27 protein-coding genes and 1 pseudogene are annotated in these 22,942 nt (G+C 36.9%); all 28 read left to right on the forward strand.

Features of this window, described 5'->3' with window-relative positions; genetic code table 11:
* Positions 1-221: 221 nt before the first annotated feature.
* The 28 genes and pseudogenes from NQS30_RS11720 (at position 222) to NQS30_RS11855 (ending at position 22,933) form a co-directional block, all read left to right on the forward strand.
* The gene (locus tag NQS30_RS11720) at positions 222-2,741 is read left to right on the forward strand and encodes a hypothetical protein (protein ID WP_218791670.1); all 2,520 of its coding nucleotides are present in this window, start codon (positions 222-224) and stop codon (positions 2,739-2,741) included.
* A gap of 252 nt (positions 2,742-2,993) precedes the next feature.
* Positions 2,994-3,269 carry an HU family DNA-binding protein gene (locus NQS30_RS11725; protein WP_077722257.1) on the forward strand — a complete coding sequence of 92 codons (276 nt, stop codon included), beginning with the start codon at positions 2,994-2,996 and terminating at the stop codon, positions 3,267-3,269.
* Between the two features lie 611 nt (positions 3,270-3,880).
* A pseudogene (locus tag NQS30_RS11730) lies at positions 3,881-3,992 on the forward strand (hypothetical protein); the annotation flags it as partial.
* A 766-nt stretch (positions 3,993-4,758) separates the two neighbouring features.
* Positions 4,759-4,989 (forward strand): hypothetical protein, encoded by a 231-nt coding sequence (locus NQS30_RS11735; RefSeq protein WP_122504338.1) that lies wholly within the window; start codon positions 4,759-4,761, stop codon positions 4,987-4,989.
* 189 nt (positions 4,990-5,178) lie between these two features.
* Positions 5,179-5,364, forward strand: coding sequence for a YonK family protein (locus tag NQS30_RS11740; RefSeq protein WP_019712268.1), 186 nt, complete (start codon positions 5,179-5,181; stop codon positions 5,362-5,364).
* 11 nt (positions 5,365-5,375) lie between these two features.
* Positions 5,376-6,575, forward strand: a complete 1,200-nt coding sequence (locus NQS30_RS11745; RefSeq protein ID WP_122504339.1) for a metallophosphoesterase family protein — start codon at positions 5,376-5,378, stop codon at positions 6,573-6,575.
* Between the two features lie 147 nt (positions 6,576-6,722).
* Entirely contained in the window at positions 6,723-7,052 is a 330-nt protein-coding gene (locus tag NQS30_RS11750) for a hypothetical protein (protein ID WP_218791669.1), read from the forward strand.
* Positions 7,053-7,082: 30 nt separating this feature from the next.
* Entirely contained in the window at positions 7,083-7,556 is a 474-nt protein-coding gene (locus tag NQS30_RS11755; protein ID WP_218791668.1) for a hypothetical protein, read from the forward strand.
* A gap of 108 nt (positions 7,557-7,664) precedes the next feature.
* Complete coding sequence (locus NQS30_RS11760; protein WP_218791667.1) at positions 7,665-8,594, forward strand: hypothetical protein; 930 nt, start codon at positions 7,665-7,667, stop codon at positions 8,592-8,594.
* Positions 8,595-8,596: 2 nt separating this feature from the next.
* The gene (locus NQS30_RS11765; RefSeq protein WP_217492945.1) at positions 8,597-10,372 is read left to right on the forward strand and encodes a hypothetical protein; all 1,776 of its coding nucleotides are present in this window, start codon (positions 8,597-8,599) and stop codon (positions 10,370-10,372) included.
* 18 nt (positions 10,373-10,390) lie between these two features.
* Entirely contained in the window at positions 10,391-11,932 is a 1,542-nt protein-coding gene (locus NQS30_RS11770) for a hypothetical protein (protein ID WP_218791666.1), read from the forward strand.
* A 17-nt stretch (positions 11,933-11,949) separates the two neighbouring features.
* On the forward strand, positions 11,950-13,104 hold the full coding sequence (locus tag NQS30_RS11775; RefSeq protein WP_218791665.1) for a hypothetical protein: 1,155 nt from the start codon (positions 11,950-11,952) through the stop codon (positions 13,102-13,104).
* Between the two features lie 40 nt (positions 13,105-13,144).
* Positions 13,145-13,609, forward strand: coding sequence for a hypothetical protein (locus NQS30_RS11780; protein WP_218791664.1), 465 nt, complete (start codon positions 13,145-13,147; stop codon positions 13,607-13,609).
* Between the two features lie 24 nt (positions 13,610-13,633).
* Complete coding sequence (locus NQS30_RS11785; RefSeq protein ID WP_218791663.1) at positions 13,634-14,740, forward strand: hypothetical protein; 1,107 nt, start codon at positions 13,634-13,636, stop codon at positions 14,738-14,740.
* Positions 14,741-14,794: 54 nt separating this feature from the next.
* A complete protein-coding gene (locus tag NQS30_RS11790; protein WP_047474205.1) occupies positions 14,795-15,268 on the forward strand; it encodes a hypothetical protein in 474 nt (157 codons plus the stop codon).
* Positions 15,269-15,280: 12 nt separating this feature from the next.
* Positions 15,281-15,667, forward strand: coding sequence for a hypothetical protein (locus NQS30_RS11795; RefSeq protein ID WP_095353077.1), 387 nt, complete (start codon positions 15,281-15,283; stop codon positions 15,665-15,667).
* A gap of 9 nt (positions 15,668-15,676) precedes the next feature.
* Positions 15,677-16,342, forward strand: coding sequence for a hypothetical protein (locus tag NQS30_RS11800; RefSeq protein WP_095353076.1), 666 nt, complete (start codon positions 15,677-15,679; stop codon positions 16,340-16,342).
* Positions 16,339-16,845, forward strand: a complete 507-nt coding sequence (locus NQS30_RS11805; RefSeq protein WP_095353075.1) for a hypothetical protein — start codon at positions 16,339-16,341, stop codon at positions 16,843-16,845. The genes NQS30_RS11800 and NQS30_RS11805 overlap by 4 nt, the downstream gene beginning before the upstream one ends.
* Positions 16,842-17,564: a hypothetical protein gene (locus NQS30_RS11810; protein ID WP_199022546.1), complete on the forward strand. Its 723-nt coding sequence runs from the start codon at positions 16,842-16,844 to the stop codon at positions 17,562-17,564. Before NQS30_RS11805 ends, NQS30_RS11810 begins: the two co-directional genes overlap by 4 nt.
* A gap of 37 nt (positions 17,565-17,601) precedes the next feature.
* On the forward strand, positions 17,602-18,393 hold the full coding sequence (locus NQS30_RS11815) for a hypothetical protein (RefSeq protein ID WP_218791662.1): 792 nt from the start codon (positions 17,602-17,604) through the stop codon (positions 18,391-18,393).
* 20 nt (positions 18,394-18,413) lie between these two features.
* On the forward strand, positions 18,414-18,881 hold the full coding sequence (locus tag NQS30_RS11820) for a hypothetical protein (RefSeq protein WP_218791661.1): 468 nt from the start codon (positions 18,414-18,416) through the stop codon (positions 18,879-18,881).
* 71 nt (positions 18,882-18,952) lie between these two features.
* The gene (locus tag NQS30_RS11825; RefSeq protein ID WP_122504346.1) at positions 18,953-19,309 is read left to right on the forward strand and encodes a hypothetical protein; all 357 of its coding nucleotides are present in this window, start codon (positions 18,953-18,955) and stop codon (positions 19,307-19,309) included.
* A complete protein-coding gene (locus NQS30_RS11830) occupies positions 19,309-20,640 on the forward strand; it encodes a pyocin knob domain-containing protein (protein WP_122504347.1) in 1,332 nt (443 codons plus the stop codon). Before NQS30_RS11825 ends, NQS30_RS11830 begins: the two co-directional genes overlap by 1 nt.
* A 13-nt stretch (positions 20,641-20,653) precedes the next feature.
* Complete coding sequence (locus NQS30_RS11835; RefSeq protein ID WP_122504348.1) at positions 20,654-20,929, forward strand: hypothetical protein; 276 nt, start codon at positions 20,654-20,656, stop codon at positions 20,927-20,929.
* Positions 20,930-21,082: an XkdX family protein gene (locus NQS30_RS11840; RefSeq protein ID WP_014470095.1), complete on the forward strand. Its 153-nt coding sequence runs from the start codon at positions 20,930-20,932 to the stop codon at positions 21,080-21,082. It begins immediately after the preceding gene.
* Between the two features lie 18 nt (positions 21,083-21,100).
* Positions 21,101-21,949: a glycerophosphodiester phosphodiesterase family protein gene (locus NQS30_RS11845; protein ID WP_218791660.1), complete on the forward strand. Its 849-nt coding sequence runs from the start codon at positions 21,101-21,103 to the stop codon at positions 21,947-21,949.
* Between the two features lie 82 nt (positions 21,950-22,031).
* Positions 22,032-22,517: a hypothetical protein gene (locus NQS30_RS11850; protein ID WP_218791659.1), complete on the forward strand. Its 486-nt coding sequence runs from the start codon at positions 22,032-22,034 to the stop codon at positions 22,515-22,517.
* Positions 22,517-22,933, forward strand: coding sequence for a hypothetical protein (locus tag NQS30_RS11855; RefSeq protein WP_218791658.1), 417 nt, complete (start codon positions 22,517-22,519; stop codon positions 22,931-22,933). The genes NQS30_RS11850 and NQS30_RS11855 overlap by 1 nt, the downstream gene beginning before the upstream one ends.
* Positions 22,934-22,942: the final 9 nt, after the last annotated feature.

Here is a 22,942-nt window from a genome sequence, read left to right on the forward strand (position 1 = left end):
ATGCGGAAAACATACATGACTACTCACGTAATTGAATTTCTAGAATCAATTGTGCAAAATGATTGGGCTACACAAAGCGAATGTGAGCTTTATGAGGACTTCAAACTCTTCGGTACTATTGATAAAGAATCGATTACATATAAAAAACTGGTTTATAAATATTTAAGGAGTGATTATTAATATTAAAAAATAAAATATAAGTATTAAATGGAGGGGATTGATTGAAAAGAAAAAAAGATGGATTGTCTAAGCAAGTTCACATATACAGCGTAGACACATCAGCATTTTATAATGACAAAGAAAATTCATTACATAATAAGATTTTGAAGTCTTATAGATACAGAGATTATCTTAAAACATTAGACAATGTAAATAATAAACATAAGAAATACATATCACATAGAATTACATACCTTAAAGAGTGCCTCTATTCTGCATTCGAAGAACATAATGACATAAGAACACTTCGAACTGACAGTTTAAGGGATAATAAAGTAATTTCTTTATTTGATTCAGTGTTGACCCGTACATTAGGGATTAAAGAAAATACCCTTTCAGAGGAAATCATGGTTGTACAAACTTATCATTTTGAAGTATTGAAAGACATTATTGACAAAGGATTTTTACATAACAATGAGAAATACGTTTATTTCACAAGCAGTGCCGGTCAAATTCGCACAAAGAAGTCATGTTTCATAAAAAAAAGCACTTACGATAAGTATCAGGATGCTTTGACCTGTGGCTTGAGAATTGAAAAGATTAATTCCCTTGGTGGGAGCAGCATTAACAAATGGAATAGCTATATGGCCTTATCTAACAGCGCCAGTAGCCCTTGGGAGATCGATATTGATAAAGCAATTGTTGTTAACGACCTAGAAACGGATGTATCAAGCCTTGTTGACTATATTGACCGAGACACCTACGAAATCACACGAAAAACAATGAACATTCCCATTGAGCATACAGATGGCTGCGGAATGATACTCCCCACTCTAAGTCGTAAAAGCTTCATGGTAAGGCTCCCGTGGGTAAAGGGTTTATTAGTCCCTTTTGATTTTCGTAAATTTGCTGAGGAAAACAAAGCTTTTAAAGTAACTGATATATACGGCAAGGAATGGGACGTAGTGAAAGATGATGTTCAAATTATCTTCACTAAAAGCCAGTTTAAAATGTGGAAGTATTATTCATCGTGGGAAGAATATCAAGATAATTATAAAAAATATGGATGCTTAGGGGCAAAACTCAACGAAGAAGACCCTTCTGTTGAAGGTAAGCTCACTTATCAAATGCTCCAGACACTTACAGATATCTCCGATGAAGAATTAATTCAAATGAGCTCAAAGACTGTAAAAGAGATTACCACATTGGGAACTGACAAAGAAACCATGTTAAGAGTTCTTGGAGCTACGGAGAAAAAGAAACATCGGACAGCTCTTCAGGACGCTTTACTTCTATATCCAGAACTTCTTAACGATGATCACACGAAAGAAATTATTAAAAATAAAAAGAAAAGCATGATTAAAGATGCCAAATCAGGAAAATTGCTTGTTGATGGTGCTCGTTATACATACTTATGCCCTGATCTATATGCTTTCTGCGAAAAATTATTTCTGAATATCCAGAATCCAAAAGGAATGCTTTCAGGAAGTGATGTCCATTGTTCTTTATATGATGAAGGGTATATTGACATCCTCCGCTCCCCTCACCTATTCAGAGAGCATGGTGTTAGGTGGAACAAAAAAGATGAGAAATATGAAAAGTGGTTCATTACCCCAGGTGTTTACACAAGCATTCATGATCCGATATCTAAGTTGCTGCAGTTTGATAATGACGGGGATAAGGCCTTAATTATTTCTGATGAGTTAATCGTCAATATTGCCAAGCGTAATATGGAGAACATCGTTCCTTTGTATTATGAAATGTCAGTAGCCCAGAAACAAGAGATTAATAGCAGGAACATCTATGAAGCACTAACCCTTGCTTACGGAATCAATATCGGGGAGTACAGTAACAACATCACTAAGATATGGAACAGTGACAATATAAACCTGGACGTGATCAAATGGTTATGCATGGAAAATAACTTTACTATTGATTTTGCAAAAACCTTGTTCATGCCTACCCGTCCTGATCATGTTGATGAAAAAATCAAAGATTACATAAAAAATAAAGTCCCCCACTTCTTCATCAACGCAAAGGATAAAGAAGAACATAGCGTTGAGTTTATTAATGAAAGCACAGTAAATAAGTTAGACTGCATTATCCCTTCTGACCGAATTAATTTCGCAGCTGTTGCAGGAAAGTTCGATTATCGCTTCCTACTCAAGAACAAGGATATTAAATTGGACGATGCAATTATTCGTGAATATAAACGATTAGACCAGAACAAGAAATGGCTCATGAATGATGAGGACATTAAGCCTGGACAAAAACTTTATGTTTATAAGGTTATCAAAGACAGATTGTTGAAAATCCATAATGACGAGCAATATGTTGCTGATGTTTTAGCAAAGTACCTATATAAAAAGAAAAGCAAATTTAAATCAACATTATGGGAGTGCTTTGGTGAGATTCTATTAAATAACTTAGCAATAAACTTAAAGAACAGGAAGGTATGTTTAAGCTGCTTGAAACCTATAAGCAATAAAGGAAACAAGAAAAAGTACTGTACAAAATGTTTAAATGAACGAGAAAAGATAAGAAAAAGAGAATGGAAGAGAAAACAACTGGTAGCGAAATAGAAAGTGCCCTGAGCCTTACTCCCCCAAGGGGTACAGCGATTTTACCGGAAAAAGTTTAACGAAAAAAGCGCCTTGAACCCTTGATATGACTGGTCTGAAAGCCCCTTTTGAGATAATCGCCATAAGGGAGAAAGAAAGCTAATTTCCACATATAAGGGTGAGTACGTCTCCCGTTTTTCAAAAGAAGCACAAACGTTACCGTAATTTTACTTTAACACAAAAATAAACAATATCACTAGGAGGAATTAAAACATGAACAAAACAGAATTTGTTGGAGAAGTTGCAGAAAAATTAGGAGTTACTAAGAAAGAAGCTGCACCTAAAGTGGAAGCAGTATTTAATGTCATCATTGAAGCACTAACAAAAGGTGAATCAATCAAGATTCCAGGAGTTGGAACGTTTGAAGTTCGTGAACGTGCAGCTCGTAAAGGGAGAAATCCGCAATCGGGTGAGGAAATTGATATTCCAGCTACAAAGGCACCTGCCTTCAAGGCTGCTAAAGCACTAAAAGACGCAGTGAAAGCTTAATGTAGCATCTTCCTCCCTTTTCCCTAGAATGCGGTGGCGAAAAAGGTAAACGCGTAGATCGAGGTGGTATGACTGACCTTCGGGAATCTCGAGGCCAACCTTCAAGAGAAGACTAATAGTTGGCGAATTGTCATCCATGAGAGGTGCAAATCCTCTCCCGCATTCATCTCCAGGTTTATTAATTAGAGTTCTTTTATTGATGGCATGGGGGTGTCGTCAATAATAAGCTGATTACTGATATGTGGGATATCAGTTCTCGGCTAATATTCATTTGTTTGAGGACTTGGAATGCTGGAGCTTCGGACAAGTGGATATTAGCGGGGTATTGCCCCTTCGTGGATTAAGCTTTTTCTAAACATGTCTATTCTCACTTTCTAACGAACAAAAGCATTAAATTCGACTTTACAGCTACAACTGGTCATTGTGGTTAGTCGGATAATGGTCATTTATGAGGGTTCGAGGTTAACTTGGATGTCTGTATCTTAAAGAGACAGGTAATTGGCTATTATCGGGCTAAACATGCCGATAAGACTTAGCGCATTAATGCAAATTGCGACTGAATCCCATCAGGGTCTTATTATGGGTGGCATGTGACCTGAATATTAATTGCGGTGTATTGCTTCGGCTTGCACTTAGGTAAGGAAGATGCGTCTCCCTTCCCTTTAAATAATGCCCTTGTAAGCTTTGATGCTTATTATGCGGCCACATAAAAAATTTCCGGGTTAGCGAGTCTTCTATACTCGTAAAATAAGTGAGATGGAGGTTTGGGCGCTTGATCACCGCCCCCATTTCACAGAAAAGGATTATTTTCGGTCTTACCTTTTCAACTTCACTTAGCAACACATTCGCTATTTATTCACTTCATCTCCTTCAATGTTCTGAATGGAGACTTACCTTTCCCAATGCACATACCTCCTTACACGGGTCAGAGAAAACTGTGCAAAATAAATGACGAGCGTTTGAGACGCTTTGTTTCTCAATAAGGCGTGTAACCTGACAAGAGCATTAAAAATGCCATTGAGAAGGCTTATTAGGGTCTTCCCTTCTCAAATTTTTCCTTGGCTCTCAGACTCTAAGGGCTGAGCAGTTGGCAAGCAACATAAAAACTTGATACATTTTCCAGACTACGAGAGCCGGACGTTGGCAAGCAACATAAAAACTTGATACATAAGATGTAAAGGTAATAGGAACTTTTAACACATTCCAGAAAGCGTGTATTATTTGTTGTCATAGCTCATCTGCCAGGTGTAGAAGGAGCCAGCTGGATTTCGCACAGCGATAACCAGCCTTTTATGCTCATGTACCATGATGTACAAGGAGTTCCTGAAGACGTTATTATGGCGTCTTTTGTTATTTTCGACTTACAAAGATTTCGATCGATGAACCTGTAATCAGCGTATTCCCTGTCGATTTTGCGTACCTACGTGGGTTAATGAATAATATTTAAGGAAACGCTAATTTCGTATAATTTTCAAGGGAGGACGAAAAGATGGACACAAACATTCGCGTTAAAGTTATGTATGATGACACGGTATATAATAAGTGGGGCGAGATTATTAATGAAACTTATGCCGGCGAGATTATCGATGCTATCCTTAACGAAGACACAGAAGAATATTTTGGAAAAGATCATGGAGGTCGCGAAGTATTTGTCGCATCTCTCGACATGTACGGTAAGCTCGTACTAGAGCCTGGATTTAAATTAGTAGACGACAAATAACGCAATCAGAAAGAGGCTTCCGGTACGCAAGTAATCAATAATCTCCTTCGGGCGTTTCCCCAACGCCTATCCGACTTATCTTTTCATCTCCTTTATATCCCCTTTTCGGACGTTACCGATGCTTCGGATCATCGGGCTTCCGAAGGAGCTTATTGTACGTAAATAAAACACATATTGGAGGAATTAAATTTGGCTAAGAAAGTTCATACAGTAAATTTAAAAGGTAACTATACTTACATTGATGGAATTATTGAAGAAGAAACAAAAACAGACATCGAGCGTTATGATCTAAATTCAATCTTAAAATCATTTGATGGTCGGAAAGTGAAAATTTCTATTACCGAAGAAGACGAACTTCCACAAATCAATGAGTAGGTGGTGACTGAATGACAGCTATTTTAGATCCTGTTTTGCATCGTGAAAAAGACGAATCATTTACTGATTATCATATTAGACTTTTCAAAAACAAAGACACTTATCACATTGACACAAAAACAATTGCATCCCTTTTAAATAAGGATCAAGGAACCAACTATGATGAAAGCAAATGGCGTAAAGACTTTAAACAGTATGAACGCTGGCACGATTACTTCATCTCAAAGAATATGAACAAAGAAGTTCAACAAAAACATGAAGAAATTCGCATTGAAACCGAAAAACAAACAATCAAAGCACGAGATCAAAAAAGAGAATACCGCAAGTTCATTGCCAATCAAGCACGATTTGAAAAAATTAAAGATGATGTTGTTCAAGCTATTGCATCTCTAGAGTCAAAAAGACCCCTTCGCTTCACCTTCCCATCACCTGCTATTACTGAAAAACATGGACTTGCTCTATTCAGTGATTGGCACTTCGGAATGGAAATTGACAACCGCATTAATAAATTCAATAAAGAAATCTTTAATGAGCGTGTAGAACATCTCACCAACAAAGTGATTGAGTATGGTAAGCAGAATCACATTTCCACACTTCATGTAGCAAATCTCGGTGATTTAATCGGAGGCCTAATTCATGTGTCTACAAGAGTTCAGGCCAATGAAGATGCTGTAGAACAAATTAAATATGTATCTGAAACGCTTGCTGAGGTGTTAGCTATGTTGGCTAGTGAGTTTCAAGAGGTTAAGTTCTATAACGTTGCAGGCAATCACGGTCGCCTCTCCCCTTCTAAGAATGATGTGGGGATCAAAGAAAACTTTGAATACCTCATTAATTGGTATCTTGAAGCCAGATTGAAGAATATAAAGAACATCTCAATTGAACCTGAGCAAGACGGATTCATCCCCGCTAAAATCAACAATCAGGAAGTCGTGTTTGTGCACGGCCACTACGATCGTGTTGATCAGTGTGTAACACGATTGCCCCAATTACTTGGTTACATCCCTTCTTACATATTCGGCGGTCATATTCATCACAATTATGAAAAAGAGTATGGCAGCACAACAGTTGTAGTAAATGGAGCGCTTGTCGGTGCGGATGATTATGCTATGCAAGGTCGGTTCGGAACAAAACCTTCTCAAAAATTTATGGTTTTTGATGATGCTGGTATTGAGGCTACATACATAATTCGCTTTAAAAATGAAAAGTAAAAGGAATGATTCTATGTCTGCCAACGAATTTATTGAAATATTAGCAGAACATTGGGACAACCTGTCCCATGAAAGCAAAAACACTTTAGTAAATTTGATTGTTAATTGATTTAAAACTTTAATTTTATTCAGATTGGAGCAGTGTAAGTGGCTGATCACAAAGATGTTTACGAGTCTTTCTGGAAGGAAATCATTGAAGATGGAACAGGAAATATTAACAAAGAACAATTAATGAAAGAGCTGTGTGATTATAAGTATCTGTTGGATTCAATTCCTGCTGTTTATGAAGAAGTGACTTGTAATACTGTAAGTAAGCCATTTGCTGATCCTAAATATGTTATTGAGACTCATAGAGAAGCTTTTATAAATAAAAGAATTGTCATAGATGATTTAAGAAACATGAGTGTGGCAGCAAAACACTATTCACCTTATGAGACAGTTGTGAGCCTAGGAGCTATTGAAGGTTTATTAAAGTAATACAAAAAATATTGAGGATGAAGACGAAAAATGACGAATGAAGATTTTAAATACTTAAACAAGCATTTTGAACAGCTTATTAAATTAAGAGAATCTGGTTATAAATGTGATTTTGAGATTAGAACTGTCTTAGATAAATTGCATGAAAAAATGGGTCTTGAGCAAAGAGCAACTATCGGAAAATGTTCAATGCCTGGAATTAGTATAAAAGAACCTTCCGTTGTTGTTTCACAAGGAGCAGTTAATTATTCACCGGCATTTGGGTCATCTAAAGGTGATACCCCCTTAAACAGTCAGAAAGATAAACCTAAGCTATTGATTCTTGGTGAACCTGGTTTGCTTTTTGAATTTTTCAAAGCATATATTGTACCTGAATCAACTATAGTAAGATGCAATATAAGTCGAGATCAAGCTCAGATAATTACAGAGGAAATTGAGATAACTTTTTTGAAGAAGACGTCCTCTACTAGGGGGATGCGATTTGATTATAAATTGTCTATGTAATTAAAAACACATTTTAAGAGCGCCCAGTGATGATTGAAGTCTCCCCACTTCTCTATTGCTGGGCGTTTTATAAAACGTGTTTTTAAAAATTATATTGGAGGTGTATGAATGCCTAGAAAAGCCAAAGAAAAGGAAAAATTGATCTGTGCTGCTTGTCAGAAAGAAAAGGACAAAGAGTCAGGGTTCTATAATTCACGAAGCAGTCTGTATGAGAAGACTGGAAAAGTCCCTATTTGCAAGACTTGCTTGAAGAAAAACATTGATTACAACAATATTGAGTCAATATATACAGTCTTACAACAGATCGATGTTAAATTTGATCCTTTGTATTGGGAACAAGCTGAAAAGAGAAAAACAGATACATTTAGCGCTTATATGACAATGGCTAATTCATTGAAGCAATTTAACGGTACTGGTTACAAAGACAGTATATTTACAAAAGAAGATAAAACAAATGTAACAGCTAATGAAGAAGAGAGCCAAACGTCTCAAGACATTGACTCAGACTACCTAGAGAAACTTAAAGAAAAATACGGATATGGCTATCCCGATGACGACTACCTCCTCTTCGAAAAGAAATTCCTTCAACTAAAACCCTCTTTTCAGTTACTCACCACAATGCACGAAGAGTGCTTACGAGAATACTGCGTAAATAAGGTATATGAGACCCTTGCTAAAGCAAAAGGAGATTTTAAACAAGCTAAAGACTGGGCTGCAATGGCAAAAGATACAGCTGAAGCTGGGAAATTAAAACCTTCTCAAATGAGTAAAGCTGATTTATCGCAAGGTTTGGATGGATTTGGACAACTGGCGAGAATGGTTGAAGAGAAAGTTGACATTATCCCTATTTTACCGAAGTTTGTTTCTCAGCCGAAAGATAAGCCAGATGTAGTATTATGGTGCTATTTAAATTATGTTCGGGACTTAAAAGGTCTTCCACCTGCTGATTATAAAGATATCTACAACTTCTATGAAGAACGTAGATCAGATTATGAGAAACAGGAATTAGATAACGATCCTTCAATGCGGGAGTTATAATAATGGCTTCGAGAAAGAACTTCCAAAAAGATAATTTTAAATACACCAAACAAAGTTCAAGATTGGACAGCGACCCTGAATTTAACTCCCCTGTCCAAGCAAATCAAAATAAGGTTGATACTTTTGAGAGAAATTTAGATAAATGGATTGAATTTGTTCAATGGGCAAGATGGTTTCCTGATTTATGGTACGACTTAATTAAGCCAGAAAAAGGCGGCATGAGACTAGATTTAGATCAAAGGGTTTTCCTAAGATGTATGAGTCGTTTTGTAAGTACATATGGAGTTTTTCCTCGTGGATTTGGGAAAACAATGCTCGAGTTAATGTCAATTTACCATACTGCTATTTGGTTTCCTGATATCACGATAGCCATGTCAGCACAAACAAGAGAAAATGCAGCTTCAATCAGTGAAGAGAAACACAATGAAATTATGAAGTGGTTTCCTTTAATGAAAAATGAATTAGCTGGTAGACCTTCTTTTACTAAAGACTCTGTTGAGGTTAAGTTTTCTTCTGGAGGAGTTTATTCTGTGCTGGCAAATGCACAGTCTACAAAAGGACAGCGTAGAAGAAGGCTAAATGTTGAAGAATCAGCTCTCTTAAATAACGAGCTATTTAAAGATGTACTTGAACCAGTAGTAAACGTACCCAGAAGAACAATTGGCAAGCTTGCTACAGTAAACCCTTTTGAATTGAACGGAATGATTAATTACCTAACAACGTCAGGCTATCGAGGATCAGACGAATTCAACAGGATTCTGAACATGCTTGATGAAATGGCTGATTTAAAAGGGAAAATTGTTCTAGGAGCAAGCTGGGAATTGCCTTGTCACTTTGGCAGAGGTGAAACACGGACTCAGATACTTGCGAAGAAAAATGATCCTACAACCTCATCGACTGCTTTTGCAATGAACTATGAATCTAAATGGGTTGGAGCGAGTGATGGGGCACTTATCAACATTAGCAAGTTGATCAAAGCAAGGACAATTACAAACCCAGAACTAGCTTGTCCTAGAGATAAGAATAAGAATTTCTTATTAAATGAATATGTTATCGGGGTCGACGTTGCCCGCTCAAGTGAAAAGTCAAACAACAAAACAGCTATAATTGTTCTCAAGATTATTCGCAACTCAAATAATGCAATTAGGCAAGTCCAGGTTGTAAATATAATCGAACCACCAAATGGACTGAATTTTAAAGAGCAATCGATCATGGTTAAAAGGGTTTTCAAAAACTATGGAGGTAATGAAGATCTATCTATATCAAGGGTTAGAGCTGTGATTGTGGATGGAAATGGAGTCGGAAGTGGACTGGTGGATAGACTTCTTGAAGATGTTACAGATCCAGAAACGAATGAAGAATTGGGATGCTGGGCAACAATCAATACTGATCAGAAACCAGATGTTCCAAACTCCCCTGCTATTGTTTATAACCTCAAATCTCAAGGGATTAACGACAAGATTATTACCACTTTCTTAGATTATGTTGAGTCTGGAAAGTTGAAATTATTGAGACCATATGAAGAAATAAAAAGCAAAAAAGTTATTAGCGACGATATTATGGTTGAGGCCACATGTATACAAACACAATTATTAATTGATGAAGTAGCCAACTTAAGGTTAAAGAAAACACAGAACTCAATTAGCGTTGAACAAGTAGTTAAACGTATTGATAAAGATAGGTACAGTGCATTGAGTTACGCTCTTTACTACATAGCTTTATTTTTAGAAAAGGAAGAATCCGATGATGAGTATTCATTTGGATTCTTTTTTAATTAGAAATTGAGGAGGTGAATAATGACTACACCTGAACCACAGCCATCATATGAGTTTAATACAAATTTAACACCGCTTGATTCATTGTTTTTTAATGATTTATTTAACGGCATTTCTTACGACAAAGTTAAATCATGGCTGAAAGACCACAACGCCTATAATAAACAGATTAGGGATGCCTCTAAATTGCTTTATAACGCAAATGGCGTGTATAGAAACGTTATTGACTACATGGTTGCCCTTCCTACTTTAGACAGAGTTATTTTGGGATCAAGTAAAGTGGATAGTTTCAAATCGAACAAACAAAGATTCAACCTGGCTTTAAGAAAAATCGGCGACAAAAGTGCTGTCAGGGATGCATTAGGAAAACTCAGCAAATATGGCACTGGTTTTTATTATTTTGATTCTGTGGTGAATGATTCCTTCCCCACTACTCTAAGTGACAATGAGATCGGATCAATAACTGAATCAAATGCTATTGACGACTTTAATTGTTCCGTTCTCCCCCTTCCTCTCGATTATTGCAAAATTATAGGCAGGAAAAACTCCTCTTATCAGTTAGCTTTTGATGTCTCCTATTTTGACAAGTTCACAAGTAACGGAAGATCGCTCAAGCTTAGACGATGGCCAGAAGAAATTAGACAAGGCTATAGGGCTTATAAGAAAGATCAAAATCGAAAATGGCTAGTTCTTGATAACAATAAGACCATTGCTGTTAAAGGAAGCAGCGACATTGAAGATCAATGGGGACGCCCAATCGGTTTATCTGCATTTATTGATATGGTTTATGATGAATACTTTGTTGACACTAAACGGAACATTTTAGATGAGCTCAACAGCACTTTAATTTATCAGACTTTCCCTGAAGGTGATCAAAAAGGTAAATCTGCATTATCTCAGAAGCAACAGGAACAGCAGCATGAGAATATAAAAAAAGCATTAGTTGCTAAAGGAAGCGTTAAAGGTGTTAAGTTCTTCTCCTTGGCTTCGGGAACAAAATTAGACAAGTTAGAAACCAATGTGGATTTCTTGAAGGTTAAAGGTGAAGACGAGCTCATTAAGCGAATTACTACAAATTTAGGATTTGCCGGTTCTGCTCTCAACGGGCAAGATGGTAACTACTCTTCTCAACAAACCAATATCGAGATGGTTTCTTCCCAAATATTCTCCTGGTTAGAACAAATTCAAAGTGAGTTTAACAAGGTGATAAACGCCAATATCATCAAAGATCCTCGCTCTTATATTGAGGTTTATTACCTCCCTCTTACTCACGTTAACAGGAAAGAAAAAGTCCAAAACATGAAAGATCTTTATACAAGTGGTCGAGGTAGCCTTATTGCTTGGATAGCCGCGACTGGATGGAATCCTGATGCTTACTTATCCCTAATGGAATATGAAAAAGACGAAGGTTTTGATGAAAAGTTCCCTGTTCATGCGACCTCTTTCACAATGAGTAAGAATAGCGACAAGTCAGCCGGCGCACCTGAGATCGACGATCCGAAAAATGAAAACACGATTAAATCGAAGACAAATAACAGTAACGGAACGCCTTCTGGCTCTTGAGAGGAGGTGATTAGTATTTGAAAAGCACGATTTTAGAAATTAACAATCAGAAGAAAACCAGTGGTCAGACATACATCAAGTGGGTCGTTCTTGAAATTCATGAAAACAATACTCAGTTTAACAAGAATGGCATTACCTGGCTGGAGAAATACATAAACGCTAACCTTGAATCAATCAAGTTAATGCCAATTTGCGCAGAGTTCTTGGATGATGAAAACAGTGAGCCATTCGGACACGGGTTAACAGAAGTCAAGGACGGTACCCCGCTCTTTGAAAACAGCGCTGTGGTTGGTACGACCACCAATGCTTACATTGATACTATAGATGTTAATGGTGAGCCAAAAAGAGTGTTAATAGCTGAAGGCTTCCTATACAACCAGCGCTACCCTAAATTTGTTCAATGGTTAAAATCAAAAATGTTTGATGGTGATTTCCCTGAAACCTCGGTTGAGATAGCAGCTGTGGAAGGTTCAGATGCAATTGAATATGAAGGTGGCTGGAAAGAGCAAGGACGTATACCTATGAAGTTTGACTTTACAGGTGATGCAATTTTAGGTATCGATCCTGCAGATGACGCTGCCATTTTACTTGAATTAAACAGTAACCAAAAGGAGGATAATTTAATGTCAAAATCTCAAGAAGAAGTAGTCCTTGAGTTAAACAACAAACTTGATAATAAGAATAAAGAAATTGGAGAGTTAAATCAAAAAGTTGAGAAACTTACTGAGGACTTAAAGCAAAAAACTGAAGAACTGAATGCTGCTGTTAAAGCTGCAAAGGATGAAAAAGCTAAGGCTGATGCAAAAGAAAAAGAAGCGCAAAAAGCCAAGGATGAAAAAGCCAAGGCAGATGAAGAGCTTAATTCCCTAAAGGAATTCAAAAACAAGGCGGTAGCCGAAAAGATGCAAGGAGAGCTTAACCAAGCTTTAAAGGAATATTCTCCTGAAGAAAAGGATGTCGCAAAAGAGAAAATTGAAATGTTCTCTAAGTCTCCTTCTATCGAGCTTAAAAACGAAATTATTTCTGAAATCAACTCAGCAATCGCTCGATCCTTCATCGCTGAACGCTCAAAGAAACAAGCCTCTGAGACTAATAGCAAAAATTTCGATATTTATTCAGACGTTCGTGATTCTGGGCAACAAGGTTCAGTGACAATTGATGATCTTTATTAAGATAAAATAACACTTTTATAAAATTTAGGAGGAATACTCAATGTTCAAATTCGGAACAATTGGTGCTTATAAACAAGTACGAAATAATCCACGTTGCAAGGCTAGTGTCGATTTAGTCCCTGGTCTAGTCGTAATTCCTAACGATTCATCTGGTAATGCATTCCCTCCAGGCGCATCTTCAACTGCAAAAGGTGATGTGTATGTGGTTGGAAACATTATTGATAAACCTGAAATCCGTCATAAAGCCGACTTCAAAGTTTTAAAAGGTGAATATGTCCTTGCTTTTAATTTAGCAGACTTAAAAGGACTGCCCATTGAACTCAGCTCAGACGTGGTAGTTGATTATGATGCGCTTGTTAAAGATGACGTATTGGTTCCTGCTGCGGACAAAACAGGTAAATGGGTTAAAGCTGGAGATGACGTTGCAGAGTTTAAAGTATCTCTAAAAGTCTTAGAGAAAAATACATTTGGCGGAAAAGGTTTGTACCTAACAGTACAGGCTTAATTAATATTCTGGAGGTAATTATTAATGTTTACAGTTGAATTAAACAATGTTCAAAAAGACTCAAACCATTATGCAAATGCTAAATTGAATGCTAAATCCCCTCTTGTGGAAATCTTTTCTGCAGCTGCAACGGGTCAAGATCTTTCCAAATTTGGTGCAAAAGCCGATGCCGCTATGACCCATGTGAAGGAACTAGCCTCCAAAGCTCTAATGGGCAACCCTGTAGCTAAAGCTGAGATCAACACAATTGTGCGTTATGCTATTGAGCCTAAACTTATTTCAGCAATTAAGCTATTTGATTTTATGGGCACGTTTAGAAATATTGGCTATGATCAGCAACCACTGATGACAACATACGCTCATGAATCCATCCGAAGCCAATTCCAAGCATCCCGTGGTGACGTACCATTTGCTACTACAACTTGGAGCGAATACCCAATTGGAACACAAACCATTTCTTCTGGTTATGCTGTTAACTATCGGGAGATTCAAAGTGGAAACCTCGATAAAGTAGCTGAAGGCATGGAGCAAGTTCAAACAGATATGATGAACAAAGCAATGTACTATGTAGTAAATGAAATGTTCAATGCAATTAAAAATGCAACAGGCGTTAAATACTTTGCTGAAACTGAAAACATCACCAAATCATCTGTAGACGATATAATCACAAAGATTCGCCGATTTGGACAACCTTCTATTGTTGGTGACTTTTCTGTTGTTTCTCAGTTAAATGACTTTGCAGGATTCCAGGCTGTAGCCGGAGATGCTTCAAGCACTAAGCTCCCTCAATCTGTAATGGATGAAATCCGAAGAACCGGATTGCTTAACACTTATAAAGGTTCTTCTGTTGTAGAATTGCCTAACTCTTATAATCTTACTGAATTAAACAAAGCCGGCGATAACTTCAAAACATATCTTCCTGAAGGTCTTCTCTTCTTCATTCCTCAAGGCAAAAAGTCTCCTCTTCAAGTATTCCAAAAAGGCGGACTTACTTCAATGAATGGTAACGACATCATCACTGGAACTGAGATCACTCGTTTTGATATGGAAATTGGAGCTGGTGTAGCCAAAGGACAAGAGCATCAAATTGGTCTCATCAGAGACACCAAATATGAATTGCCACAAATTTAAACAATTTAAAATCTAGGAGGGCTGTGTCCCTCCTTTTATTTTTGGAGGGATTACATGTCTTTTAATTTAGATAAAAAGATCACAATTAAAAATTTATGTCCATGGGATTTATATTTCCGAAAGATTGACACTCACGGAGACTTCAGATTGCCAGCCAATGGGATTAGACAGATTACAGCTGGAGAAGTGCAATCCCAAGTTTATGACAATACCTCACTGTTTACCGGAACTGACGGGCAAGGTACCCACGCCAAAATCTATATCGATGACAAAGAAACCCGTGTGCACTTAGGTTTCGAGACTGAAGATAAAGATGACAAGCAAGAAATTGTTACTGTAGAACGAATTAAACAAATCTTGGGGTATAAAACACAAAAAGCCTTCGAAGAAAATGTTCAAAAAGAAATTTTACTTGAGTCTGAAAAAGCTCAGCTGTTTGATGTGGCTAAAAAAGAAAAGATTAATGACTACGCTAAGATTAAGTTCATTGAAGAATACACTGGATTTAAATTTGACACTCAATCATAAGGGGGTTAAATCTTGACTACCTATGATGAAATCATAAACGTTTTCCATTCAAAGTTTCAGTCAAATGAAATACTACCAGATGGACTTGAGTATCAGTTTTTCAAGAACGCTATTGGTGAATATGAAACAGATTTAACTGAACTGGGTTTTGATAAAGAAACAAAAGATTTTAAAGAACCCCTCTCCTCTGCTCAAATTCAAATTTTAGGAAGACTCATGTACAAAGATTATTTAGGAAGATATCGTGATAGGGCTCTAAAATTAAACAACATTGTAGGAAGAGATATCCAATTGACAGGTTTATCCAATACTAAAGCTCAGGTTAATAGATCCTATGAAGATCTTGTCGATGAGATTGAAAAAAAGATGAGCAAACTGAAAGTGAATAATTTTGATTGAGGTGATTAGATGTCTATAGATTGGTATCTAACCTCTTCTTCAAATTATTTGAGTGGCTGGGAAAACGAAGAGTTTAATTCAAACAAGTATGAAATCTTCAAGGAAATCTTAGCAAATTCACCTGAAACTTACGATATTGAATTGAATGGCAAACCTGAACAGGTAATAATTCAAACCACTCAGGACAGCGAAACAAAAAAAGTCCTTACAGTTTTAGGCTTATTGAATCGTGGAGACTTGATTTTGTATGACAGTAGTTACTGGCTAGTTAATTCACGTCCTACCGATAACAAAATGAATGACAGTGCTACTATGCGGCTTTGTAATTCATCAATTAGTCTAACATCTTCTGATGAACTAATTGATTCTGGGAAGATTGATGAAGTTACAGGGAGACCGATAAAGATTAAAGTACCTGGTGAGAAGGTTGACATCCCGTGTGTTTTAGAACGAACAACCTCAACAATTGGATCAGAGATGGCCATAAATCTTCCTGAGGGACAGGCACACGTTACCATCCCCTTTTTAAAACATGAAAAATTAAAGAAGGGTCTTTTTCTTTCTTTTTATGGCGAGGAATTCCGTGTTGATGATATAGACTATTCCAAGGTTTATGGAAACACTGGAACAATTAGACTTATAGCCAAAAAGAAAGTTGGAGGTGATAGCGAATGAGTATGATGGTCGAACATATGACAACTGTATTCAGAACTATTATGAATGATTCAGAATTGAATCGTCTTTTATATTATAAGGATGACCCTCTCTCCTCTTCTCTCCCTGACGTTCAGACGTTGGAAAATTATTATGATCCAGTTGATGATTCCCCATCAATATTAAGCTCAATAATTAAACGTGCTCCCAAAACTGATGATTTAACCGATCAACCAGTATGCAGACTTTGTGTTTATCTTGGCAATGGAATCCCTAAACCCTCAACCCAAAGTGTGATGCTGCTAGATCAAGACTTGATGATTGATGTTTATACACACATTAACACTTATGAAGAGACTGAATTTAGGAACCTGAAAATTACTGATCGTATTTGTGACATGCTCTTCAATCAAAATTTTGCTGGTATCGGTAAAAATATTAAATACACAAGGTTGCTCATATCAAATGCGCCTGAAGGGTACTTGGGATACAAATTGATATTCACTTTCGGAGCTATGAAATGATTGATATGGAGTTTTTCATTACTGGAGAACCTATCTCTACAGAACTTGGTGAATGCAGATTCATTAAAGTTAAAGAGTACGGTCAGTTAGCCAATTATTTAAGGCTAATCAAAATGTCCAAAAAAGAGATCATTTACGTTTATAGCAAAGAAGATGTTAATCGTTTCGGGGAACTTGATGAGCTTGTTGCTGAATTAAAAAAAATGACTCTTTATGAAATTTCGGGTACCCTTCCTAATTTTCAAGAAGCCTACAGCACAGTGTTTTCTAAAATGTTCAATGGAGAAGAAATACTGGATAAGCTTACCCCAGACAACTTCGATTCCATTAGAGAACTGGTATTAAAAATGTGCTGTTTGAAGGAAGAAAAAATAAGCTCCAATCCTGAGATTCAAAAAGCTAATGAGCGAAGCAAAAGAGTCAAGAGTCAAGATGTTGATCCAGTTGATATGGCAGATATCATTAGCACAGTGTCGACTTATACAGGCTATCTTTATAAAGACATTAATGACATGACCCTGTTTCAACTTTATATGACTTATCACCGGATTGCTCAATTCAAGCAATATGACACTTCTACCCTCTTTGCTACAGTTTCACCAGAAGCAGGTAAAAACATTGTGAACTGGGATAAACACATTGACTTATTTGAGGAAGAGAAACATTACATAAGCCGAGATAAGTTTATGAAAGAGACCAAAGGTTTTAAGGGCAGCTAAAAGCTGTTCTTTTTTATTTTAAGGAGGAAATCTATAGATGAAAACAGTTATTCAAGATACAGCTGATGTTTATTTCAGAAGAAAATCTGATGGTCAGCTTGTATTCACAGCAGAAGCACAAACAGCTTCATTCTCCCAAGCCATCTCCGAAGAAAAACTTCGTGGTGGTATCGGGAATAAACCACTTTACATCTTGAAGTCTGAAAAAGAAATCAATCTTACCGTCAAGAATGCATTTTTCGACCTTGAATGGTTGGCAATGACACAAGGAGAAACAATTGAAGAAGAAGCTAAAGTTCAGGTATTTGACCGTGAACATGGTCTAATTGTTGATGACAAAAATGCGGTTACTCTGAAAGGTAAACCGGTAAGTGATGTAACCTTCTTCAACAAAAAAGGATTAACTTATAAGACGCCTGTATCTACAGATGGCACGTATTTAATCCCTACTGGATTTGCTGGTACAAAAGAGAAATTAACAGCCGTATATCAGATTAACAAAATCGGCAGACGGCTCGCTATTAAAGCAAGTAAATTCTCTGAGCGATATGAAGTTGAGTACCGTACAATTGCGTATAACCCTGATACCGAAGAGGTCTATAGCGATATCTATATTCAATTCCCTAACGTATCCCCTTCAGGTGAGTTTGAAATGTCTCTCGAAAACGGTAATGCATTAGCTCCAGAAATTAAATTTGAAGCACTGGCCGACACTGACACAGACGAAATGGCTGTTGTTATTGAAGCGAGCAGAGATGATAATGTAGCCACTCCAGATCCTGACCCTGATACAGAAACTCAAACTAAATCCGTAGACGTTGGCAATTAATTTTACAGGAGTGATTTTTAATGGCAGCAAAACTTAATGATTTCGATGGCGTAAAATCTTCAGCTAGAGATGATGGAAACGGTGGTTTAGTAACTGACATTCATCTCAAATCACAAGAAAAGCCTCTGCAAGTTGACTTCCCTCAAGCTGGTTTGGATGCTATCAAAGGGATCCAAGTACAATCCCCTTCGGTGAGCTTAAATGAAAGAGATCCCGGTTTCTCCTCTTTTAAAACGGATAAATTCACTGTTACTTCAACAGCCCAAAAAGTTACCGCAGGTATCACTGATAGAACAGCACTTACTATTTATCCTCCCGCAGAAGGCACGGTTTACATTGGGAACTCAACTGTAACTGCTGATACGGGTATCCCATTGACCGCCGGTGACAAACCTTTTTCAGTTCCTGTCGCCGCTGGTAAAACACTTTATGTCTATGTGATTAATGATGGTACTGACAGAGACGTAAGAGTATTTGAAGCTAAATAATTTGAGGGGATCCTTCCCCTCTCCTTTTTAAATAAAAGTCAGTTTTTAAACAGACTTAGGAGGTGGAGTTGTTGACAGAAACCGATGAATATATTTTAAAAACCATTCCAGATAAAGCAACCTTTACATTCCACGAAGCAACAACTGCCCCGTCTGAAGGTGAAGAATTTGTAGTATCACATTATCGGGATATTACTGTTAAGATCTCTGGTTCCTCAACTTCAAGAGAAATAAAATTCTTTGCTGTAGATGAAAATGGCGAAAAGACAGAAATTGCTGGAACAAACAAAACTGATTTTCAATTAGGTACGGGCACATTGAATACAAATGAAAACTGGGATTTTGATATTGCGGGGCTTTTCAAATTCATGGTTGAGGTTGTTTCTGTAAATGGAGATGTAACGATTAAAGGAATTGCGGTGAGTTAATGAGTGATAGTAAATTTGTAGGTCAGCTCAAACAAAATAACGAGCAAATTAATAATCTTAAAGATCAATTTTTCAGAACTGAAGCTCATATGTCAAATCATGAAAAACGCTTGAATGACAAAGTTGATGAGTTCATGGAGAAGCAGAATTTCGATTTAAAAATGCATATTCAAAACAATGAGAATCCACATCATGTCACTAAAGAACAAGTCGGATTATCAAATGTAATAAATGAAGAGCAAGCCACAAAAGTAGATTTTGATAGTCATCTTGACGATAAGGAAAATCCCCATTCAGTTACTAAAAGCCAAGTTGGCTTGTCTAAGGTTGATAATGTTCAACAAGCAGCGAAGACTGACTTTGACGCTCACGATGCAGACCTCGATCGACATATCACAAAGGATGAGCGCAGTTATTGGAACAGCTCCGATGAAAGGACAAAGTCTTTATTAGCTGAACATACTGACGATCAATCAAACCCACATAAGGTTACTGCTGAACAGGTTGGGCTTGGGAATGTAGACAATGTAAAACAAGCTACTAAAAGTGACTTTGATAATCATCTGAATGACACTAGTGTTCATATTAACAAATTTGATCGAGATAAATGGAACGCTGCTCAACTCTTCAAACTCACTGCCGATGATGGAAACATTATCTACAAAGGGAGCTCCGAAAAAACAGAGTACAACGATTTGATTGCAACAGGGTTCTATTTAATCGCCAACCAGGGACTCCATTCCCCTGCTAACTTGTCCAATGTCTATTTGGTTGTCATGGATTACGGTGACACAGTAGCGCAATTTGCTTTAGAAGCATATTACGGAACACATACTTATTTCCGATTTAGAAAAAGCGATTTAACTTGGGGTTCGTGGCAAACACATGAAACGACTGACGGAGCACAAGCAAGGGCTACTGGCGCACTCAACTCAGCTAAAACCTATACTGATACCAAGCTTTCCTCAATGACATGGTACACTCCTACTTTACAGAATGGATGGGTTAATTACACAGATGCTAACTCTACAGATCAAACAGTGTTTAAAACTCGATACACAAAGGATGCAACAGGAACTGTTTTTGTAGAGGGCGCTATAGCAAAAGGAACGATTGGTTTTGGAGTGGCTGCATTCACCTTACCTGAAGGCTACAGACCTGGAAGAGCATTTCAGTGGGTCGGTGTGGCTTCCCAATCAGGAATGTCAGGTGTACCGCAAACTCACAGAGCGCTTATTGACACTGACGGAAAAGTTATTATAGAAAATAGCTCAAATACCTCCAAGCCCAATGATTACATTAGTTTAGGCTTTAGTTTTAAAGCCGTGTAGGGAGAATATTATGATGCAAGTATACAAATATGACGAAAATTATATTTACGAATCCCCTGTTGTACTTGAAGACGGTAGTCCGCTTCCCAATAATTGCACACCAATTGCTCCTTCTGATGGTCTTTATATTCCAAAGTTCAGCCCTAAAACAAAAAAGTGGGTGGAGTCTGCATCAGAAGAATACATTGACAGTTTAAAACCACTTGATCCCGAGCCATCGGAAGTAGAAAAGGTTAAAAAACAATTAAGTGACTTAACATATCAACTAATGATGGACGGTGTACTTTAAATGAATTGGTATGAACTTATAAAAGATTATTACAACGATGGTAATGGTGTATGGGATGAATATCGTGTAGCGCAAGCTGTAGTCAAAGGCAAAATTACACCAGAACAGTACGAAGAAATTGTTGGAAAGAAATATATTGAACCAACTACCTAAATATGATAATTTTAGGTTATGAAAATACTAAATTTTATAACATTAACCGTTGCTTTAGTCATGCTAGGAGGGTGTTCATTTAACGAAGTTGATTCATCAGCTTTAGGCTATGCGAAAGAAAGCAGTAAAAAATACGAGCCGCTAATGATAGCACACAGAGGTGCATCGGAAATTGAGCCAGAACATACCCTACTCTCCTATGAACGAGCAATAAAAGACAAAGCAGACTACATTGAAATTGATTTACGACAAACCAAAGACGGTCATCTAGTTGCAAACCATGACAAGACTGTTGATCGAACCACAAACGGTAAAGGAGAAGTTGAAGATCTTACATTAGATCAGATTAAAAAGCTACATACTAGAAAAGGACAAAAGATCTTAACGATTGAAGAAATCATTAAAAAGTTTGGACAAACAACAAATTATTATATCGAGACTAGAACAAACAACAAAGGCAAATTGGTAATGGAGAAAAAGTTAATTGACACACTCTCTAAAAATAACCTAATCGCTAATAACAAAGTTGTTCTAGAATCATTCAGTGACAAAAGTCTAAAGAAATTACATAAGCTTAACAGCGATGTTCCTCTTGTTCAACTTTTAAAAGATAAAGACGTTAAGAATATGAGCAATTCAAAGCTAAATGAAATTAAGAGGTATTCTAACGTTGTTGGCCCTAATGCCAAATTGGTTGATAAAGATTTTGTTAAGATAGTCCACAAAAACAATATGAAAGTACATGTGTTTTTTGATACTGATAAAGAAAGAACATTCACTTCCAAAATGCTGAAATTGAAAGTTGATGGACTATTTACAAATAATCCAGCTTATACAGAAAAAGTTCTAAAAGAAGATTATAAATAAAATACAAGTTTTATTTAGACACCTCTCCCCTTTTGAGGTGTCTTTTTTAATGAGTTCAGAGGATATATAAGGAGGAAATGAGATGGCATCGAAAAAATTAAATCTTGGGTTGATCGAAGAAAGTGTAAGCAAATATGACGAGAAAGAACGAGTGCAACTTACTGATGACGTTCATGTTTATATTTACCCTTACTTCTCCCCTACCCGCTTAACCAAAATGCTTACTGAATTAATTACGGATCAAGAAGAGGCAAAAGAAGCTGGAATTAAGTTTGAAGATATTAATCCTGTTCAATGGGGATTCTTTTCATTAATTAAAGAATTTACAGACTTGGGTATTCCAAGTGATATCAAAAACAAAGTAAAGTGGTTTGTTAAGCTTGTGGACTCTGAATTTTTCCCATTGATTATTAGTAGTTTCCCTGAAGAAAGCATGAAGAAATTTAGAGAAGCAACAAAGATGATGCAAGAGAATTTAGACAAACTGTCAAACATATCTCAAGAAGAAATAAATGATCTTATCCTTAATAAGGTCGAAGAGATTGAAAATGAACAAGAGGCTGAATAATGGCCAAGAACATAAAAGAAATAGCAGCACTAATTGAATTTGCCGCAAAGCAAGCCGTTCAAAAGCAATCCAGCACAAAAAATACGATGATTAAAACGGGTCAAGAGCATGTGCAATCTGATGTATATGACACATACGACCCTCTTGCATATGAACGTACGTCTCTTTTGAAGGACTCCTTCGTCATTCAAAACGAATCTAACGGAATTTCATTAGACAATACTCGTGAAGACAACGGTAAGGATGTTGCCACGGTTGTTGAGACTGGTCAAGGATATACGTATCCAGATAAATACGGTTATGGTTATGGAAAACCTCGCCCATTTATGAAGAATACCGCTGAATCGTTAAAAGATGGGCGATTGGTTGCTGCTATGAAAAAAGATTTATATACAAGTGGTATTAAAACAGAATAACGGTGGTGT

The organism is Bacillus sp. B1(2022) (assembly GCF_040259625.1).
GTDB lineage: Bacteria > Bacillota > Bacilli > Bacillales > Bacillaceae > Bacillus > Bacillus velezensis.

Coding starts and splice junctions, on each gene's coding strand:
- NQS30_RS11725 (WP_077722257.1), top strand. CDS start 2,994: ATGAACAAAACAGAATTTGTTGGAGAAGTTGCAGAAAAATTAGGAGTT.
- NQS30_RS11735 (WP_122504338.1), top strand. CDS start 4,759: ATGGACACAAACATTCGCGTTAAAGTTATGTATGATGACACGGTATAT.
- NQS30_RS11745 (WP_122504339.1), top strand. CDS start 5,376: ATGACAGCTATTTTAGATCCTGTTTTGCATCGTGAAAAAGACGAATCA.
- NQS30_RS11755 (WP_218791668.1), top strand. CDS start 7,083: ATGACGAATGAAGATTTTAAATACTTAAACAAGCATTTTGAACAGCTT.
- NQS30_RS11760 (WP_218791667.1), top strand. CDS start 7,665: ATGCCTAGAAAAGCCAAAGAAAAGGAAAAATTGATCTGTGCTGCTTGT.
- NQS30_RS11765 (WP_217492945.1), top strand. CDS start 8,597: ATGGCTTCGAGAAAGAACTTCCAAAAAGATAATTTTAAATACACCAAA.
- NQS30_RS11770 (WP_218791666.1), top strand. CDS start 10,391: ATGACTACACCTGAACCACAGCCATCATATGAGTTTAATACAAATTTA.
- NQS30_RS11780 (WP_218791664.1), top strand. CDS start 13,145: ATGTTCAAATTCGGAACAATTGGTGCTTATAAACAAGTACGAAATAAT.
- NQS30_RS11785 (WP_218791663.1), top strand. CDS start 13,634: ATGTTTACAGTTGAATTAAACAATGTTCAAAAAGACTCAAACCATTAT.
- NQS30_RS11790 (WP_047474205.1), top strand. CDS start 14,795: ATGTCTTTTAATTTAGATAAAAAGATCACAATTAAAAATTTATGTCCA.
- NQS30_RS11800 (WP_095353076.1), top strand. CDS start 15,677: ATGTCTATAGATTGGTATCTAACCTCTTCTTCAAATTATTTGAGTGGC.
- NQS30_RS11805 (WP_095353075.1), top strand. CDS start 16,339: ATGAGTATGATGGTCGAACATATGACAACTGTATTCAGAACTATTATG.
- NQS30_RS11810 (WP_199022546.1), top strand. CDS start 16,842: ATGATTGATATGGAGTTTTTCATTACTGGAGAACCTATCTCTACAGAA.
- NQS30_RS11815 (WP_218791662.1), top strand. CDS start 17,602: ATGAAAACAGTTATTCAAGATACAGCTGATGTTTATTTCAGAAGAAAA.
- NQS30_RS11820 (WP_218791661.1), top strand. CDS start 18,414: ATGGCAGCAAAACTTAATGATTTCGATGGCGTAAAATCTTCAGCTAGA.
- NQS30_RS11830 (WP_122504347.1), top strand. CDS start 19,309: ATGAGTGATAGTAAATTTGTAGGTCAGCTCAAACAAAATAACGAGCAA.
- NQS30_RS11835 (WP_122504348.1), top strand. CDS start 20,654: ATGCAAGTATACAAATATGACGAAAATTATATTTACGAATCCCCTGTT.
- NQS30_RS11840 (WP_014470095.1), top strand. CDS start 20,930: ATGAATTGGTATGAACTTATAAAAGATTATTACAACGATGGTAATGGT.
- NQS30_RS11845 (WP_218791660.1), top strand. CDS start 21,101: ATGAAAATACTAAATTTTATAACATTAACCGTTGCTTTAGTCATGCTA.
- NQS30_RS11850 (WP_218791659.1), top strand. CDS start 22,032: ATGGCATCGAAAAAATTAAATCTTGGGTTGATCGAAGAAAGTGTAAGC.
- NQS30_RS11855 (WP_218791658.1), top strand. CDS start 22,517: ATGGCCAAGAACATAAAAGAAATAGCAGCACTAATTGAATTTGCCGCA.